The following is a 15,641-nucleotide window of genomic DNA, read 5'->3' as shown; positions in this document are numbered from 1 at the left end:
AATAAAGGGTGATCAATGGTAATTTGAAATTCTTAGATTTCAAGTAAATTATCGATCTTCTTTATTAAAATGCTATGCTTAAAAATCTCCTATTTTCAATCCTAGTTATTATTATTTGCTTTCAAGCAAAGGCCACAGAGCTTGCTAACATGATTCAAACCTATCAAGCGGATCGTGGAGCTTTAAGCCGCTTGTATACCAATCCGCTTTCTGACGAATACTTCAATCGAATGGAAGCATTCAACAAAGAGTATTTGCAAACTCTTGAAAGCTTCAATTATGATTCTTTTTCCGAAGATGGCAAGATCGATTATGTGCTTTTCCGAAATTACTTAGAGAAGGAATTAGCGGAATTGAATCTAGAGCGAAGAGCTTTTGACGAAGTCAAATCGGTAGTTGCTTTTGGGGGACCCTTGCATGATTTTGTGGTTGGCAGAAGGCGAGCTAAGCAACCTCGATCAAAGGATTTGGCGGCGGAATGGAATCAGGTAGCCAAGGAAGTTGATAGTCAATTGGCGGAACTTCCTTCCAAGCCTAAGTATAATTCTTGGCAAAAGGCAGATTTGGCAGCTTCTGCTGTAGAAAGCCTTCAACGGACCGTCAAAGAGGCTTATGATTTTTATTTTGATTACGATCCGGAATTTACCTGGTGGATGCCCGAGCCATGGGAAAAACTAAATTCAAGTTTAAGTGCTTATGCCAAAGCACTTCGTGAGCACTACACGAATTCGGTCAAGGATGATGGAAGCGGAATTATTGGCAAACCCATAGGAAGAGAAGCTCTTCTGAATCAATTGGCTTTTGAAATGATCGCCTACAGCCCTGAAGAATTGATTGCAGAAGCTGAGCGTCAGTTTGAATGGTGTGAAAAAGAAATGCTTAAAGCGTCCAATGAATTGGGTTTTGGGGATGATTGGAAAGCGGCTTTGGAAATGGTAAAGGAAACCTATTTGCCTGCAGGCGCTTGGCCGGAAGAGGTGGTTCGATTGGGGAATGAGGCGATTGAGATTATGGAGAAAAATGACTGGATTACTGTACCGGAATTAGCAAAGGAAACTTGGCGAACCAGTATGATTTCTGCAGAGCGGCAGCGGGTAAGTCCATTCTTTTTGGGAGGGGAGGTAATACAGATTTCCTATCCCACTTCTGAAATGAGTCATGAAGAAAAAATGATGTCCATGCGGGGAAATAATCCTCATTTTTCCCGAGCAACTGTTCAGCATGAATTGATTCCCGGGCATCACTTGCAGCAGTTTATGAATCAGCGCTACATGACCCATCGCCGATTGTTCCGCACCCCTTTCTGGACAGAAGGATGGGCTTTGTATTGGGAGTTTGTACTTTGGGATCGGGATTTCCCTAGAGATGCCAAAGACAAAATCGGAATGCTTTTCTGGAGAATGCATCGCTGTGCCCGAATTATTTTCTCCCTAAACTATCATTTGGAGAAAATGACGCCGCAAGAATGCATTGATTTGTTGGTCGATCGAGTGGGGCATGAATATGCCAATGCAGAGGCGGAAGTTCGTCGATCTTTTGAGGGACGGTATGGTCCGCTTTATCAAATTGCCTATATGATTGGGGCTTTGGAATTTTACTCTTTGCGTCAGGAAATGGTCGATTCAGGTAAAATGGAGGAGAAAGCCTTTCATGACTTAATCATGCAACAAAACACCATGCCGGTAGAAATTCTTCGAGCAAAGGTGACCGGAAATACTTTGGATAAAAATCACCGGGCAAGCTGGCGATTTTTGGATTAAATTGAACTCTAAAATTATTGACAAATGAACAAGTTTCTAATACCCTTTCTATTTATCGGGACGATGGCTTATGCCCAGTCTCCGCTTCGCTCCCAAATCGATCAAAAGGCAGCAGAAGTTGAATCTCAAGTGATCGAATGGAGAAGGGATTTTCACAAGTATCCCGAACTCGGAAATCAAGAATTCCGAACGGCAAAGATCATTGCGGATCATCTTCGTTCTCTTGGAATGGAAGTTACAGAAGAGGTCGCAGTGACTGGTGTCGTTGGAGTTTTGAAAGGAGGAAAGCCAGGTCCTATGGTAGCTCTTCGGGCAGATATGGATGCTTTGCCAGTAACCGAGCGAAATGATCTGCCTTTCAAATCGGTCAATACTGCTGTGTACAATGGTCAAGAAACGGGAGTCATGCATGCTTGTGGTCACGATTCTCATGTGGCTATTTTGATGGGGGTAGCGGAAGTATTGGCTGGGATGAAGGACCAATTGAAAGGTTCTGTGAAGTTTATTTTCCAACCTGCGGAAGAAGGGGTTTATGATGTGGATATCGCCGGTGCTGAGCTAATGGTTAAAGAAGGAGTGATGGAAGATGTGGATGCTATTTTTGGCTTGCATATTTGGTCACAAATTGAGGCTGGTAAAATCGGCTATCGATCAGGCCCTTTTTTGGCTGCGGTGGATAATTTGGAAGTGACCATCACAGGTACACAGGCCCATGGAGCTGCTCCTTGGTCCAGTGTGGATCCCATTGTAACTTCGGCTCAGGCGATTATGGGATTACAAACTATCCTTTCCCGAAATGTCAATATCACCGAGAATCCTGCTGTAGTCACGGTGGGTGCTATTCATGGTGGTATTCGTCATAATATCATTCCAGAAAAGGTGGAGATGATCGGGACTATCCGAACTTTTGGAGATGAGCAGCAAGCTTTGGTTCATAAGCGGATTACCGAAATCATCACCAATATTGCGGAAAGTGCTGGGGCAAAAGCAGATGTCAACATCGGGAAACTCTATCCATCCACGGTTAACCCGCCTGAGCTTACCGCTCAGATGATGCCTTCCATGGAAGCTGCCGCTGGAAAAGGAAATGTAATTGCGATGCCTCCGGTTACTGGAGCAGAGGATTTCAGCTTTTTCCAACGGGAGAAACCGGGCTTCTTTATTTTCCTCGGAGGAATGAAAAAAGGAGGAGACCCTTTGACTACGCCTTCCCACCATACCCCGGACTTTTTTATCGATGAAAGCGGATTTATCCTAGGGGTAAAGGCCTTAAGTTACTTTACAGTAGATTTTATGGAAAGTGTGGAGTAGGCGGTGAACAGTTTGAAGAAGAGTATAAAAAAAATGGAGCTTGTAATTTCACATGCTCCATTTTTTTTCATTGAAAGGAATTTTAGCTTCCTACCAAAAAATACAAACCAGCTGCCAATGCTGCTCCGGCAATTGGCCCGAAAATCGGGATCCAGGCATAGGCCCAATCAGAACTTCCTTTTCCGCTAATAGGTAATAATTGATGAACGATTCTTGGCCCCAAATCTCGGGCTGGATTGATGGCATATCCTGTTGTTCCTCCCAAAGCCATACCGATGACCCACACCAAAAAAGCTACAGGCAAGGCTCCTACAGATCCAAGGCCGATAGGCGTTTGATTACTGTCTTCGATCTTTGCCCCTTTGATATATAGAATCACAAAAATCAAGACAAAAGTCCCAATGACTTCTGAGATAAAATTATTTTTCAAATTTCGTATTGCTGGACTTGTCCCGAATGGCGCCGCTATTTCTCCAGGGTCCTGGGTAACTTTAAAATGGTCAATATGAACTATATAAGATAAAAATGCGCCCAAGGAAGCACCGACGACTTGGGCTCCGATGTAGCCGGGAACCATTCCCCACTCGAATTTTCCAGCCAATGCCAATCCAATAGTTACAGCCGGATTTAGATGAGCTCCGCTGTAAGGCCCTGCCACCACCACTCCGACAAATACGGCCAAAGCCCATGCTGTTGTAATCACTAGCCAGCCTGAATTATTTCCTTTGGTTTGTGGTAAGACCACATTGGCGACCACCCCTGAACCTAAAAGAAGCAAGAGCCCGGTTCCTATAATTTCTGCGATGTATGGATTCATGTTATTCTACCCAGTTTTTAGATCGTTCGACTGCTTTGTGCCAAAAGTGCAATAAATTTTCCTGCTTCTCTTTTCCCATTTCAGGTTGGAAGCTTTTATCTGCCTGCCAAAGTGCTTGAATTTCGGATTGGTCCTTCCAAAATCCAACCGCCAATCCGGCCAAGAATGCTGCTCCAATGGCTGTGGTTTCAATGATTTGAGGCCGTTTAATTTCACAATCCAATAGGTCAGACTGAAACTGCATTAGGAAATTATTGGCCGTAGCACCTCCATCAACTCGAAGTTCTTTTGTCTTTTCACCGGCATCTTTTTCCATGGCCTTGATGACATCATAGACTTGATAGGCAATAGCCTCCAAAGCGGCTCGAGTAAAATGTGCAGTAGTCGTTCCTCGTGTAATCCCAAAAAATGCGCCTCTTGCATTTTGATCCCAATGAGGAGCTCCCAGTCCCGCTAATGCCGGAACAAAATAGACACCTTCATTATCTTCTAAGCTCGTAGCTAGTTTTTCAGATTCTTTGGCGTGCTTAAATAATTCCAAACCATCACGTAGCCATTGGATGGCAGCCCCGCCAATAAAGACAGAGCCTTCCAAGGCATAATTTATCTCATTCCCGATTTTCCAGGCTACGGTAGTTAGCAATTGATTTTTGGATTGAACAGCCTCTTTTCCGGTATTCATGACCAGGAAGCATCCTGTTCCGTAGGTTGTTTTGGCCATGCCTGGTTCGGTGCAAAGTTGACCGAAAAGGGCAGCTTGCTGATCTCCTGCGATTCCTGCAATAGGGATCTTGCTTCGCAAAACATCGCCGGCTGTTTCGCAGTACACTTCGGAGCAACTTTTGACTTCTGGAAGCATGGTTTTGGGTATCCCAAAAAGGGAAAGTAATTCTTCATCCCATTGCTGAGTGTGAATATTGAACAACATGGTACGGCTGGCATTGGTGATGTCTGTCAAATGATGCTGACCCTTTGTCAATTTCCAAACAAGCCAAGAATCCACCGTTCCAAAAGCCAATTCTCCAGCCTCGGCTTTTTCTCGAGCTCCTTCTACATTGTCTAGAATCCAGCGGATTTTGGTGGCTGAAAAATAGGCATCGATGATCAAGCCGGTCTTGGAAGCAACAAGCTCAGAATGACCTTTTTCTTTCAATTCGTAACAAAAGGCAGCTGTTCTCCGGTCTTGCCATACAATAGCTTTATAAATTGCTTTTCCGGTTTTTCGATCCCAAACAAGGGTAGTTTCCCTCTGATTGGTAATTCCGATTCCCGCGATATCATCCACAGCTATTCCCTGATTGACCAAGACTTCGATCATCACCGAAGATTGGGAAGTCCAAATCTCCTCCGGGTCATGTTCTACCCAGCCTTGTTTGGGAAAATACTGCTTGAATTCTTTTTGGGCGACAGAAATGATTTGCCCTTGCTTGTCAAAAATGATGGCTCTCGAACTAGTGGTTCCTTGGTCCAAGGCCATGATATAGGGTTTTGTTTGGGTCATTTTGGGTTATTTCGATTTATCCTTTATGAAAAGAATTAGGGTTATTGTCAGGCTTTAATTAAATACTTTTCAGCCACTTTTCTAAAATCTTCCAGTTCCCGTTCTATCCAATTCTCATCCTTTTGCATTTCCTTGGCCATTAGTTTGGCTACTTTTTCAGCCGAATCCAATGCAGCTTGAGCATTAAGAATCAGCATTCGAATTCGCCTTGATAGAATATCTTCGACTTTGACGGCCATTTCTTCCCGAACAGACCAAACTACTTCAGCCAAAATATTGGGGAAGTCGGGATGAACCCTTTCAGTGAGTTCGGGATGCTCTTTTGACAGTTTTTGAATATAGGCCGCATCTGAACCATAAACTGTCCAATGTCCACCGGGAATTTTATTGGTGTATCCATGAAGTTTCATTTCAAAGGATTCACTCGGAGCCAATAATTCTTTTGTGATTTCTTGATAATGATCCACGGTATCTTCACCCATTTTTCGAAAGGTCGTCCATTTTCCTCCTGTCAGGGTGACCAGATTGCTTTCTGAAATAATGACTTTATGTGATCGGGAAATTTCCTTGGTTTTTGCCCCTTCCTCTTTTGGACGGGCTAAAGGGCGAAGGCCTGCAAATACAGATTTGACATCCGCTCGAGTGGGAGCTTTTGTCAAGTAGCCATCGGCTGTTTCAAGGACAAAGTCGATTTCCTTTTGAAGAGCTTGAGGTTCCAGTTTGGCTTTTTCGCGGAGCGTATCAGTGGTCCCTACAACTAGTTTTCCATGCCATGGCACAGCGAAGAGAACTCTTCCATCTTTTGTTTTTGGAATTAGTAATGCATCTTTTCCACCTAAAAAATCCAAATCCATCACTAGATGAATTCCCTGGCTCGGTTGGATCATTTTTTCCGCATTGGGGTTATCCATTTGGAGAATTTTATCGGCAAAAACTCCCGTAGCATTTACAATCATTTTGGCTTTTAGCGTGTATTTCGTCTTGTCCAGTTCATCCCGAACTTTTAAGCCAATGAGTTTGCCGTTTTCATCTTTAATTAAGCCACGGACTGAGGCATAATTGAGGATGCAAGCACCGGCATCATCTGCTGTCATTGCAATTGCCAAGGCTAGCCGTGCATCGTCAAATTGTCCGTCGTAGTAAACCACACCTCCTAATAATTCTTTGGATTTGATCCCGGGAAGCCTATTGAGCGTTTCATCTTTAGAGATAAATCGACTTTTCCCGATTCGAAGTTTTCCAGCCATCCAATCATAGACTTTGAGTCCTGCGCTATATTGAATGCGGTCAAACCAAGAATAAATGGGGATAATAAATGGCTGATTGGAGGTTAGATGTGGGGCGTTTTGTAAAAGTTTTCCTCTTTCCTTTAAGGCTTCCAATACCAATCCAATATCACCTTGGGCCAAATACCGGACCCCACCATGAACCAATTTGGTACTACGGCTCGAAGTCCCTTTTGCGAAATCCGCCTTCTCTAAAAGTACTACGGAAAGTCCCCGAGAAATTGCATCCAAGGCTACTCCCAATCCTGAAGAACCTCCACCTATTACAGCGATATCCCAAGTTTTGGAAGAATCGGAGATTTGTTTGATGTTTTCTTCCCTATTCATAGTATTTAAAAATAGGGGAATTGGACGGAAGGGAAAAAAACAAAGCGATTATTCTACTAAAAGAATAACCGCTTCTGAAGAGGTTTTATTTCTGAATTAATAATCCTTATAGAGCTTCCGTGTGACAGAACTCCCATTTTTCTCTAAGCTGACCTCGTAAATAAAGTCATATTCGATATCTTCTAAATCTTTGAATTTTTCTCCATCACCCACAAAATAATTTGCCAATTGACTAACTGTATTGCTGTGACCTACAACTAGAATATTTCCTTCTAAGCTCCGTAGCTGCTCTACAAGCGCATCTTGATTTCTTGGATCGTAGGATTGGATACTTAATCCAAATTGCTCAGCTGTTGGCTGGGCTGTTTGACGGGTTCTCTTATAGTCAGAGCTGAAAATGTGTTTGATTTCTTGATCCTCAAGAATCTGTGCAAGCTTTTTTGCCCGAACCTGTCCCACTTGCGCCAAATCAGGATCAGGATTATCCACGAGTTGCTTCTCGGCATGCCGTACGATGAAGATTGTTTTGGGGGAATTTTGGGAGGTGCAGGAAAAGAAAATTAAGACAAGAATGAAAAGGGTGAGTAGATTTTTCATGGTTTCAAAAGATATGCTTTATAAGATATGCCTTCGGCAAAGAAATACCTCACTTCGTTCGGTTAGATAAGCCTTCGGCAAGATATAGCCTCGTTCCTCGGCTGAAATATGGCTTCGCCGAAATATAATGGAAATAGGCCTTCGGCGAAATATGTTCGGCTGTGCCTTACGAAATATACCTCACTTTGTTCGTGCCTGCCTGCCGTGGCAGGAAATATACTTCGCTACGCTTAGTGAAATAGGACTATGCCGAAATACATCTCACTTCGTTCGATGAAATATGCCTTCGGTAAGATATTTCGCTCGACGAAGGAGGGCTTATTTCAATTGTATTTCAACCGTATTTCAATTTCCTTCTTTCCTACTTGTCGGGAGATTTAATTACCCTGAGAAGGAATTATCAATATGCTGATCCTTGGCCTTTACAGCTTCAAATTCATAAAACTGCTCCCAAAATTCAGTTTCAGGAAGGGCAGCTCGTAGATATAGTTTTTCCTTTTTGATCGGGTGAACAAACACCAAATGAAATGCATGAAGATTGATGCTCGCATCCGGGTTAGGCTTGGGGAAACCATACTTCAAATCTCCCCGAATCGGGCAACCCATAGAAGCCAATTGTACACGAATCTGATGAGGGCGACCGGAAACAGGACGGACTTCGAGTAGCCAATGATCATTAAGTTTGCCAAGTGTTTTGTAGTTGAGTTCGGCTTTTTGCGAACCAGGAACTTCCCGCTCATGGGCTGTTACAATATTTTTTTTCTCATCCTTGGTCAGCCAATGGGTTAGTTTGCCTGCTTCTTCCCTTGGACGTTTTTTCACTACAGCCCAATAAACTTTGTGAATATCCCGCTTTCGGAAGAGCTCCATCATGCGTTCCAAACCCTTGCTGGTACGTGCAAAAACCACCAATCCGCTCACAGGTCTATCCAATCGGTGCACAGGATGCAAAAAGACTGCTCCTGGCTTGTTGTATTTTTCGGCAATGTACTCCTTGCAGTAGTCGGTGAGGGTCTTGTCCCCGGTTTTGTCACCTTGAACGAGAATTCCTGCAGCCTTATTGACTACAAGTAAGTGATTGTCTTCGTAAACGACGTTGAAAGGCTTCTTTTTCATAAGTTTTGCAAAGGTAGCCAATATAAATGAGCTTGTTTAAGAAAGGTTTCCCTTGATATCCTTCATAATCGATTCGGCGTGCACGATTGAGTTTTCGATAAAAAACTCCCGGGTATTTAATCCACCACATACGACTCCTGCAAGATAAACGCCCGGTACATTGGATTCCTGATTGGCTTGATCGTAGCAAGGTTGGCGCTTTTCATCGAGTGATAATTCCACTCCCAACTGATCCAAAAGAGCAAAATTGGGTTTGTATCCTGTCATGGCTAACACGAAGTCATTTTCAATAATGACTTCACCATCAGGGGTGGAGATCACTACTTCATGCTCTCGAATCTCCTTGACTTTGGATCGGGTGAATGCCTTGATGGAGCCTTCTTTGATTCGGTTCATGATATCGGGTCTAACCCAATATTTCACATTTTCATCCACTTCATCACCGAGTAATACCATGCTGACTTCGGCTCCTTTTCTCCAGCATTCCAAAGCTGCATCCACCGCAGAGTTGGCTCCGCCTACTACAAGTACTTTTTGAGCGACAAATGGCCAAGGCTCTTTGTAATAGTGCATGACTTTGGGAAGTTCTTCGCCTGGTACATTCATCAAGTTTGGTAAATCGTAGAAGCCGGTTGCTAATACGATTTTTCGGGTGTGATAAACCGCCTTGGAAGTAGTAATTTTAAAATGTTCCTCTTCCTTCTCTAAGGTTTGTACAGCCTCATATAGGTTGACTTTGAGCTTGAAGTGGAAATAAATCCGTCTATAATATTCCAAGGCCTCCGTTCGGGTAGGCTTATTACCAATGGACATAAATGGGATTCCCGCCATCTCCAATCGATCGGATGTCGAGAAAAAAGTCATGTTGACAGGGTAATTGTAAATGGAATTGGTCAGGGCTCCCTTTTCGAGAATCAGGTAGTCCAAGCCATTTTTCTGTGCTTCGACCCCACAAGCCAAGCCAATTGGTCCTCCTCCTACAATGATGACGTCGAATAGGTGATTCATAAAAGTTTGATGTTTAATTAGGTTTGAAGAAGCGCTTTTGTATCTGTAAAATTAGCATAATCCCATTCAAAGCGACGCTCTTGGATTTCAATCTGACCTTTTTGGTTTTGAATGACTGCGCTAGAAGAAATGGTTCCATAATTTCCTTCCGTTCGAATTAATTGAGCCGAAAGTGCTTTTTCTAGGCTTTGCGGTGCTCCCGTATCTGGGAGTTTTTCGATAGGGTAGGTTTCTATTGATTTGAGGATTTGGAGCAAATTGTCATGCTCGATTTTTTCATTTATCGTTTCCTCTAACTGTCTTTTTGCTAATTCTACTTTTGGCCAAGGTTCATTGATTAAACCATTGCTCAGCCCATGGATTCCCGGTTCAATTTCCTGAATTCCTTTTCCATAGTTACTCAAGTAAAAAAGCGAATTCCCATCTGAAACCAATAGATTAAACCCTTCATAGCGGTCTTGATCTTTTTGGATTTCCTGAAGGTAATCTTTAGGAGAAATGCTGTTTTCCAGAAAGTCCAGAACTAGTTTTCCACGGCTGATTTGACTCTGACCCATGTTTCGGAAATCCCGATAATTCGTCAAAAGAGACCATCTACCATTCGGATTAAAACCCATCCAAGTACCGCCACTTCGTAGATCTTTTCCTGCTAAAATTCCACTTTCCCATTGATGTAGGGGAGCAGTTGGCCGATCGAAAAACTCATCTCGATTAGCAGAAATGATTAGAGGGAAATCAATATGTTGCTTCCAGGAAAATGCTACTAAGCACATGGATTTTTGAGTATAATGCTTCAACTAGCTTGAGCTGTAGCAGGTTCAAAAAAAAGACCGCTTTTATGGAAAAGCGGTCTAAAAAAATTGGGAAAAGGAATATTAGAAACTTACTGTGACATCTGCAGAGCAAGCGCCTTCAGCATCGCAGACTTTAAACGTCATGCTTCCGCCACCGCGTTCGTCAGTTTGATAGGTATAGCTAGATCCGGAAATATTCGAGGCAATCAAATTTCCATCTCTATAAATATCAACTGAACCGGTATTTCCTGACCAACTTAGATTGACTCCTTTTCTACCTTTCACTTTAAAGCCTTCTGCTGAAAGCACGATGCCAGTAGGATCACTAGGATCGCCTCCTCCACCGTTATCAGGTGTTCCCAAGGTGTAAACCAAGTCGTTATTGACACTTAGGGAATTTGAAACAACAGATTTTGCTGCAGTGCTTGAAAGGTAATCATAGACTTCTTGTGCAGAGGCACTAGGACTAGATTCCAAATACAAGGCTGCAGCACCTGCTACATGAGGTGATGCCATTGAGGTACCACTCATAGTTGCTGTTGCAGTGCTACTAGAGTAATAGGCTGCCCGGATAGAAGAACCTGGAGCAAAAATATCCACACAATCTCCATAATTAGAAAATGAGGATCGAGTGTCACTGCTTGTGGTTGCTCCTACAGTGTATGCATTGGGAGCACTGGCTGGGGAATAATTGCAGGCATTGGCATTACTATTTCCGGCAGCCACCATTACTGCTACACCAGCATTATACATTCTGTTCACGGCATCATTAATGGAATTACTTTTTCCACCTCCCAGTGACATATTTGCTACCGAAGGTCCAGAAGCATTAGCTGCTACCCAATCCATACCGGCTATAACGCCACTCCAAGATCCGGAACCGCCGCAATCTAAGACTCTAACGGCAACCAATGATACATTTTTGGCCACACCATAGATAGAGCCACCAACAGTTCCTGCTACGTGCGTTCCATGGCCATGACAATCTTCGGAGTCTCCTCCAAAGGCATCAAACCCCTGAGAAGCTCTTCCTCCAAATTCAGCATGGTCAGTACGAATGCCTGTGTCAAGTATGTATGCAGTTACACCCTGTCCTGAGTAGTCATAAGTATAAGTTCCATCAAGTGGAAGAGAAGCTTGATCAATCCGATCAATTCCCCAAGTAGCATTAGATTGCGTAGTGGTGGTGTACACATAGCCGTCTGGCTCTACATAACGCACTGAAGGGTCATTCTCAAGGTCTGAAAGTTGGGCAAGAGTTAATTCTGCCGAAAAGCCTGGAAGAAGATTTCCATACACGCGTTCAATTTTTTCCTCTTGGATATTGTGTCGAGCCGCGATAGAGTTAGCAACTACTCGCATACCGGCCTGAACAGATTCATAATCATCAGTTCTTCTGAACCGGACCGTTTGATCATTGAGTACCACAATGTATTTTCCGGGAATAAATTCCGGCTCACCTGTTTGCGCAACTTCGTCCAGGGCAGTAAGTTGAACTTCCTGCTCTATTTCAGAGCAGGCACCTAGGATCAAAATCAAACCCAAAAGGAATCCACCACTGGGTTTTAGATATGATTTGATTGATGAAAACATAGCTTGATGTATTGATGGTTAGGAGACTAAATAGCAAAAAATATTTTGAAAATAACAATAACTAAAACATAAAATTTTGTTTAATACCTATATGTCAAAATCAAACAGAATTTTATCCCGAAAAAATAGTATTTTGTGTTTTGAAACTTGTATTTGGAATAAATAAATGGGTGAAAAAAAATTTATAATAATCACTGGTGCTGCCAGCGGAATTGGCTTAAATCTCGCTCAAACCCTTAAAGAACAGGGAGAAAGATTGGTATTGGTTGACTTCAATAAGGAAGCGCTTCTTGGGAATTTTAAACCTTCGGATCGAGTGAAATTGGTAGTAGGTGACGTTTCTCAAAAGAAAGTTTGGGAAGAAGTGATTGGCCTCTCTCGGAACGAATCCAGTTCTATTTCTCATCTAATAAATAGTGCGGGAGTGATTCGCCCTGGGTTTGTAACTGATTTTGAGATTTCGGATATCGATTTTCACCTCGATGTGAATACCAAAGGAAGTATTTTGGGAACTACCTTGATTGGAAGGTTGATGAAACAGCAAGGCTTTGGTCATATTATCAATATTTCCTCATTAGCTGGCTTAGCGCCAGTTTCGGGTTTGAGTCTTTACACTGCATCAAAGTTTGCAATACGTGGTTTTTCTTTGGCAGTAGCTGCTGAATTGAAAAAATTCGGGGTTCAGGTTTCGGTAGTTTGTCCCGATTTGGTCAATACGCCCATGCTGGACCTGCAGCTGGATTATCCGGAGGAAGCCGTATTAACTTTTAGTGGCCCGAAAAAGATTCTTCAACCTGAAGATCTTACTCAGTCAATCCTCAACTTGATGAAGAAACCAAAACTATTGGTCTGTATTCCAGAGAATCGAGGGTTTCTCGCAAAAATTGCCGGTGCATGGCCTTCTTTAGCAGAGGTTTTTAGAAAAGGATTGGAGAAAAAAGGAAAAGAGACTATCAAAAGATTAAAATAAATCCCTGATATCCGGTGGTTTAACACTTTTTAATACGACTATTGTCGTACTTTTTTGGATATTACGATTCCTTTCGTATAACTTTGTACGAAAGCTATCGTATAATTCGCCATGAGTAAACCTACAGAAGCAGAACTTGAGATTCTTTCCCTGCTTTGGGAAATGAAAGAAGCCAGTGTTCGTCAGATTCACGAGCGACTATCGGAAACCAAGGAGACTGGCTACACCACTACTTTAAAAATCATGCAGATCATGCATGCAAAAGGGATGGTGACGCGCGATGAAAAAAGTCGGACGCACATTTACAGAGCTGCGATCAAACAAGGAGACACGCAAAAGTCCTTGTTGAAAAATTTGATGAATTCTGCTTTTGGAGGTTCTGCCAAATCGCTCGTGATGCAAGCACTTGGTCAAGAGGAACCCAGCAAAGAAGAGCTGGATGAAATTCGGGCATTTTTAGATCAACTTGAAAACAAAAAATCATGAACCTTTTAAATGATTGGATTCCAGATCAGTTGTTACAGGCTTTGGGTTGGACTTTAGTGCATTCCATTTGGCAATGGATTCTAGTAGCAGGATTACTTTGGGGAGCATTGCGGATTTTTTCCAAAAAATCTCCTCAATTCAAATATAAACTTTCCATGGCTTCGTTGGGAATTGGGCTTCTTGTGGCACTTTCAACCCTGTTTTATGAATGGTCAATGCTAACTAAGCCCGGTGTGCAATCCAATATCGTTTGGGCTGCATTTGAATCTCAGAATGCTGTAAATCAGGAAGTAGGTTTGTTGGAAACTTGGGTAATTTGGATTGAATCTCAGCTTCCATTTCTAGTAAATGTTTGGTTCTTGGGGGCAGTTCTATTCCTCTTTCGATTATTTAATAATCTTTCAGCTGTCAGAGGTCTGCGTTTGAGTAGTAAGCCTTCTTCTGATTCAAGATTGGATGGATATCTAGAAGAGTTGTCCAGGCGATTGAATATTTCCAGAAATGTATCTTTAAAAATTTCTTCAGAGGGTTTATCTCCCATGGCTTTTGGAATATTCAAACCGATGATTTTGATCCCTGCTGGTTTGATATTTCAACTTTCACCCAAGCAAATAGAAGCTATCCTTGCGCACGAACTAGCACATATCAAGCGGAATGATTACCTGCTTAACCTGATTCAATCTGTTTTAGAAGTTGTCTTCTTTTTCCATCCTTGCTTCTGGTGGATAAATCAAACAGCGAAAGAGCTTCGGGAAAATGCCACAGATGACTTGGCGATCTCTACTGGAATTGAGCCGCAGACTCTTGCAAAAGCTCTCGCCGAGGTGCTCAATTATTCTCAACAGCATGTACCGGATTTGGCTTTGGCAGCATCCAAACGCAGAAATCCAACCCTTCATCGAATCAAAAGAATGCTGGGTTTCCCGGCACAGAACTATCCACAAAACCCTATTATTTCACTACCCATGTTATTTACCTTATTACTTACCGCTGGAATCCTTGCTAATGCAAGTCAGCATGATTCCCCTGAGAAGAGGGAGGTACTTCCTCTAGTCTCAATTGAAAACCCTGAGTTGGATTTTATTGCTCAAAATCAACTAGTTGAGCCAATTATGATTTCGGTTAAGGATACCACCGATCAGGAGAAAAAAGTGATTGTTATCCCTGAAAAAGGAGAGCAATCATGGACTAATGAAAATGGCGACACATACGTTTTTCGACAAAAGAATGGAAACCAAAAATTCCAGTATGAAATCAAGGGAGATACTTTGATTGTAGACGGTGATACCATTGTCAAAGGCGGAAAAAGTGTCTTTATAATTCAGGGAATGCCTGAACCTGAATTTGATTTTGAATCCATGCCAAAGCTAGAATTGGATGAAATGATAGCTATGCCTGCCATGCCTCCAATGCCGGAATTTCCAGGTGAATTTTCTTTTGAATTTTTCGGGGATATGAAGCCATTTGTTTTTGAGTCAGGTGAGCCTATGATTTTCGATTTTGATGGTGAAATGTTTTTCTTTCCTGATACTGCCGAAATGACAAAGGAAGAACTCAAGAATTGGGAAAAAGATCGCGAGCGTAAAATGAAGGAATATGAAGAAAAGCAGAAGGAATATGAGGAGCGAGTAAAAGACTGGTCCAAAATGGTGGAGGAGCGCGCAAAGGAGTTTGAAAAGCAATGGAAGGAAAATGAAAAAGAGCGGGAAGAACAGCTGAAAATGTGGGAAAAACAAATTGCCCCAAAGCTTGAAGCTTGGGAAAAGGAAATGCAAGCTTGGCAACAACAATGGAAAGAAACTCAGGCTCCTAAAATGGAAGAATTTCAGCAAAAACTGAAAGAGTGGGAGAAAAGCCAAGCTCCAAAGATTGAGGAGTTTCAGCGAAAAATGGAGGAGTGGAAAAAGGAAAACGAAGCTAAACTTCAGGAGTTTCACCGAGCTATGGAAGAGAAAATGCAAAAACTAAAAGAAACAGAAAAAGACAATTAATTTGTGTGTTGATACCTATTGAAAAGCAGTGGCTCTTAGTCACTGCTTTTTTTTATTCATTGGGAAATTCTCCCACTTTTTTGG

General features: G+C 42.4%; 13 protein-coding genes. 5 read left to right on the top strand and 8 right to left on the bottom strand.

Annotated features, from left to right (window positions below):
• Positions 1 to 149 precede the first annotated feature (149 nt).
• Together NY014_RS09265 and NY014_RS09260 are read left to right on the top strand one after the other, a co-directional pair.
• Positions 150 to 1,760 (top strand): DUF885 family protein, encoded by a 1,611-nt coding sequence (locus NY014_RS09265; RefSeq protein WP_354003173.1) that lies wholly within the window; start codon positions 150 to 152, stop codon positions 1,758 to 1,760.
• Between the two features lie 24 nt (positions 1,761 to 1,784).
• Entirely contained in the window at positions 1,785 to 3,071 is a 1,287-nt protein-coding gene (locus NY014_RS09260) for an amidohydrolase (RefSeq protein WP_259414317.1), read from the top strand.
• Positions 3,072 to 3,153: 82 nt separating this feature from the next.
• Here the strand turns inward: NY014_RS09260 and NY014_RS09255 are convergent, their stop codons facing one another.
• The 8 genes from NY014_RS09255 to NY014_RS09220 all read right to left on the bottom strand — a co-directional run bounded on the left by NY014_RS09255 (position 3,154) and on the right by NY014_RS09220 (position 12,110).
• A complete protein-coding gene (locus NY014_RS09255) occupies positions 3,154 to 3,888 on the bottom strand; it encodes an MIP/aquaporin family protein (protein WP_259414316.1) in 735 nt (244 codons plus the stop codon).
• Between the two features lies 1 nt (position 3,889).
• Positions 3,890 to 5,389, bottom strand: a complete 1,500-nt coding sequence (gene glpK / locus NY014_RS09250) for a glycerol kinase GlpK (RefSeq protein WP_259414315.1) — start codon at positions 5,387 to 5,389, stop codon at positions 3,890 to 3,892.
• Between the two features lie 47 nt (positions 5,390 to 5,436).
• Positions 5,437 to 7,002: a glycerol-3-phosphate dehydrogenase/oxidase gene (locus tag NY014_RS09245; protein ID WP_259414314.1), complete on the bottom strand. Its 1,566-nt coding sequence runs from the start codon at positions 7,000 to 7,002 to the stop codon at positions 5,437 to 5,439.
• A 96-nt stretch (positions 7,003 to 7,098) separates the two neighbouring features.
• Complete coding sequence (locus tag NY014_RS09240; RefSeq protein WP_259414313.1) at positions 7,099 to 7,599, bottom strand: SixA phosphatase family protein; 501 nt, start codon at positions 7,597 to 7,599, stop codon at positions 7,099 to 7,101.
• 381 nt (positions 7,600 to 7,980) lie between these two features.
• Positions 7,981 to 8,715, bottom strand: coding sequence for an RluA family pseudouridine synthase (locus tag NY014_RS09235; RefSeq protein WP_135072770.1), 735 nt, complete (start codon positions 8,713 to 8,715; stop codon positions 7,981 to 7,983).
• 36 nt (positions 8,716 to 8,751) lie between these two features.
• The gene (locus NY014_RS09230; RefSeq protein WP_259414312.1) at positions 8,752 to 9,723 is read right to left on the bottom strand and encodes a YpdA family putative bacillithiol disulfide reductase; all 972 of its coding nucleotides are present in this window, start codon (positions 9,721 to 9,723) and stop codon (positions 8,752 to 8,754) included.
• A gap of 17 nt (positions 9,724 to 9,740) precedes the next feature.
• Positions 9,741 to 10,496: an NRDE family protein gene (locus NY014_RS09225; RefSeq protein WP_259414311.1), complete on the bottom strand. Its 756-nt coding sequence runs from the start codon at positions 10,494 to 10,496 to the stop codon at positions 9,741 to 9,743.
• A gap of 102 nt (positions 10,497 to 10,598) precedes the next feature.
• Positions 10,599 to 12,110 carry a S8 family serine peptidase gene (locus NY014_RS09220; protein ID WP_259414310.1) on the bottom strand — a complete coding sequence of 504 codons (1,512 nt, stop codon included), beginning with the start codon at positions 12,108 to 12,110 and terminating at the stop codon, positions 10,599 to 10,601.
• A gap of 166 nt (positions 12,111 to 12,276) precedes the next feature.
• Here NY014_RS09220 and NY014_RS09215 point away from each other — a divergent pair, with 166 nt between their 5' ends.
• The 3 genes from NY014_RS09215 to NY014_RS09205 all read left to right on the top strand — a co-directional run bounded on the left by NY014_RS09215 (position 12,277) and on the right by NY014_RS09205 (position 15,557).
• Complete coding sequence (locus NY014_RS09215; protein WP_259414309.1) at positions 12,277 to 13,080, top strand: SDR family NAD(P)-dependent oxidoreductase; 804 nt, start codon at positions 12,277 to 12,279, stop codon at positions 13,078 to 13,080.
• 111 nt (positions 13,081 to 13,191) lie between these two features.
• Positions 13,192 to 13,566 (top strand): BlaI/MecI/CopY family transcriptional regulator, encoded by a 375-nt coding sequence (locus NY014_RS09210; RefSeq protein WP_259414308.1) that lies wholly within the window; start codon positions 13,192 to 13,194, stop codon positions 13,564 to 13,566.
• On the top strand, positions 13,563 to 15,557 hold the full coding sequence (locus NY014_RS09205; protein WP_259414307.1) for a M56 family metallopeptidase: 1,995 nt from the start codon (positions 13,563 to 13,565) through the stop codon (positions 15,555 to 15,557). Before NY014_RS09210 ends, NY014_RS09205 begins: the two co-directional genes overlap by 4 nt.
• The last annotated feature ends 84 nt before the right edge of the window (positions 15,558 to 15,641 follow it).

Origin of the sequence: Algoriphagus limi, from assembly GCF_024919275.1 — a bacterium.
Taxonomy (GTDB): Bacteria; Bacteroidota; Bacteroidia; order Cytophagales; family Cyclobacteriaceae; genus Algoriphagus; species Algoriphagus limi.
The sequence above is the reverse complement of the archived record's forward strand: the minus strand, read 5'-3'. Positions and strand labels throughout refer to the sequence as shown.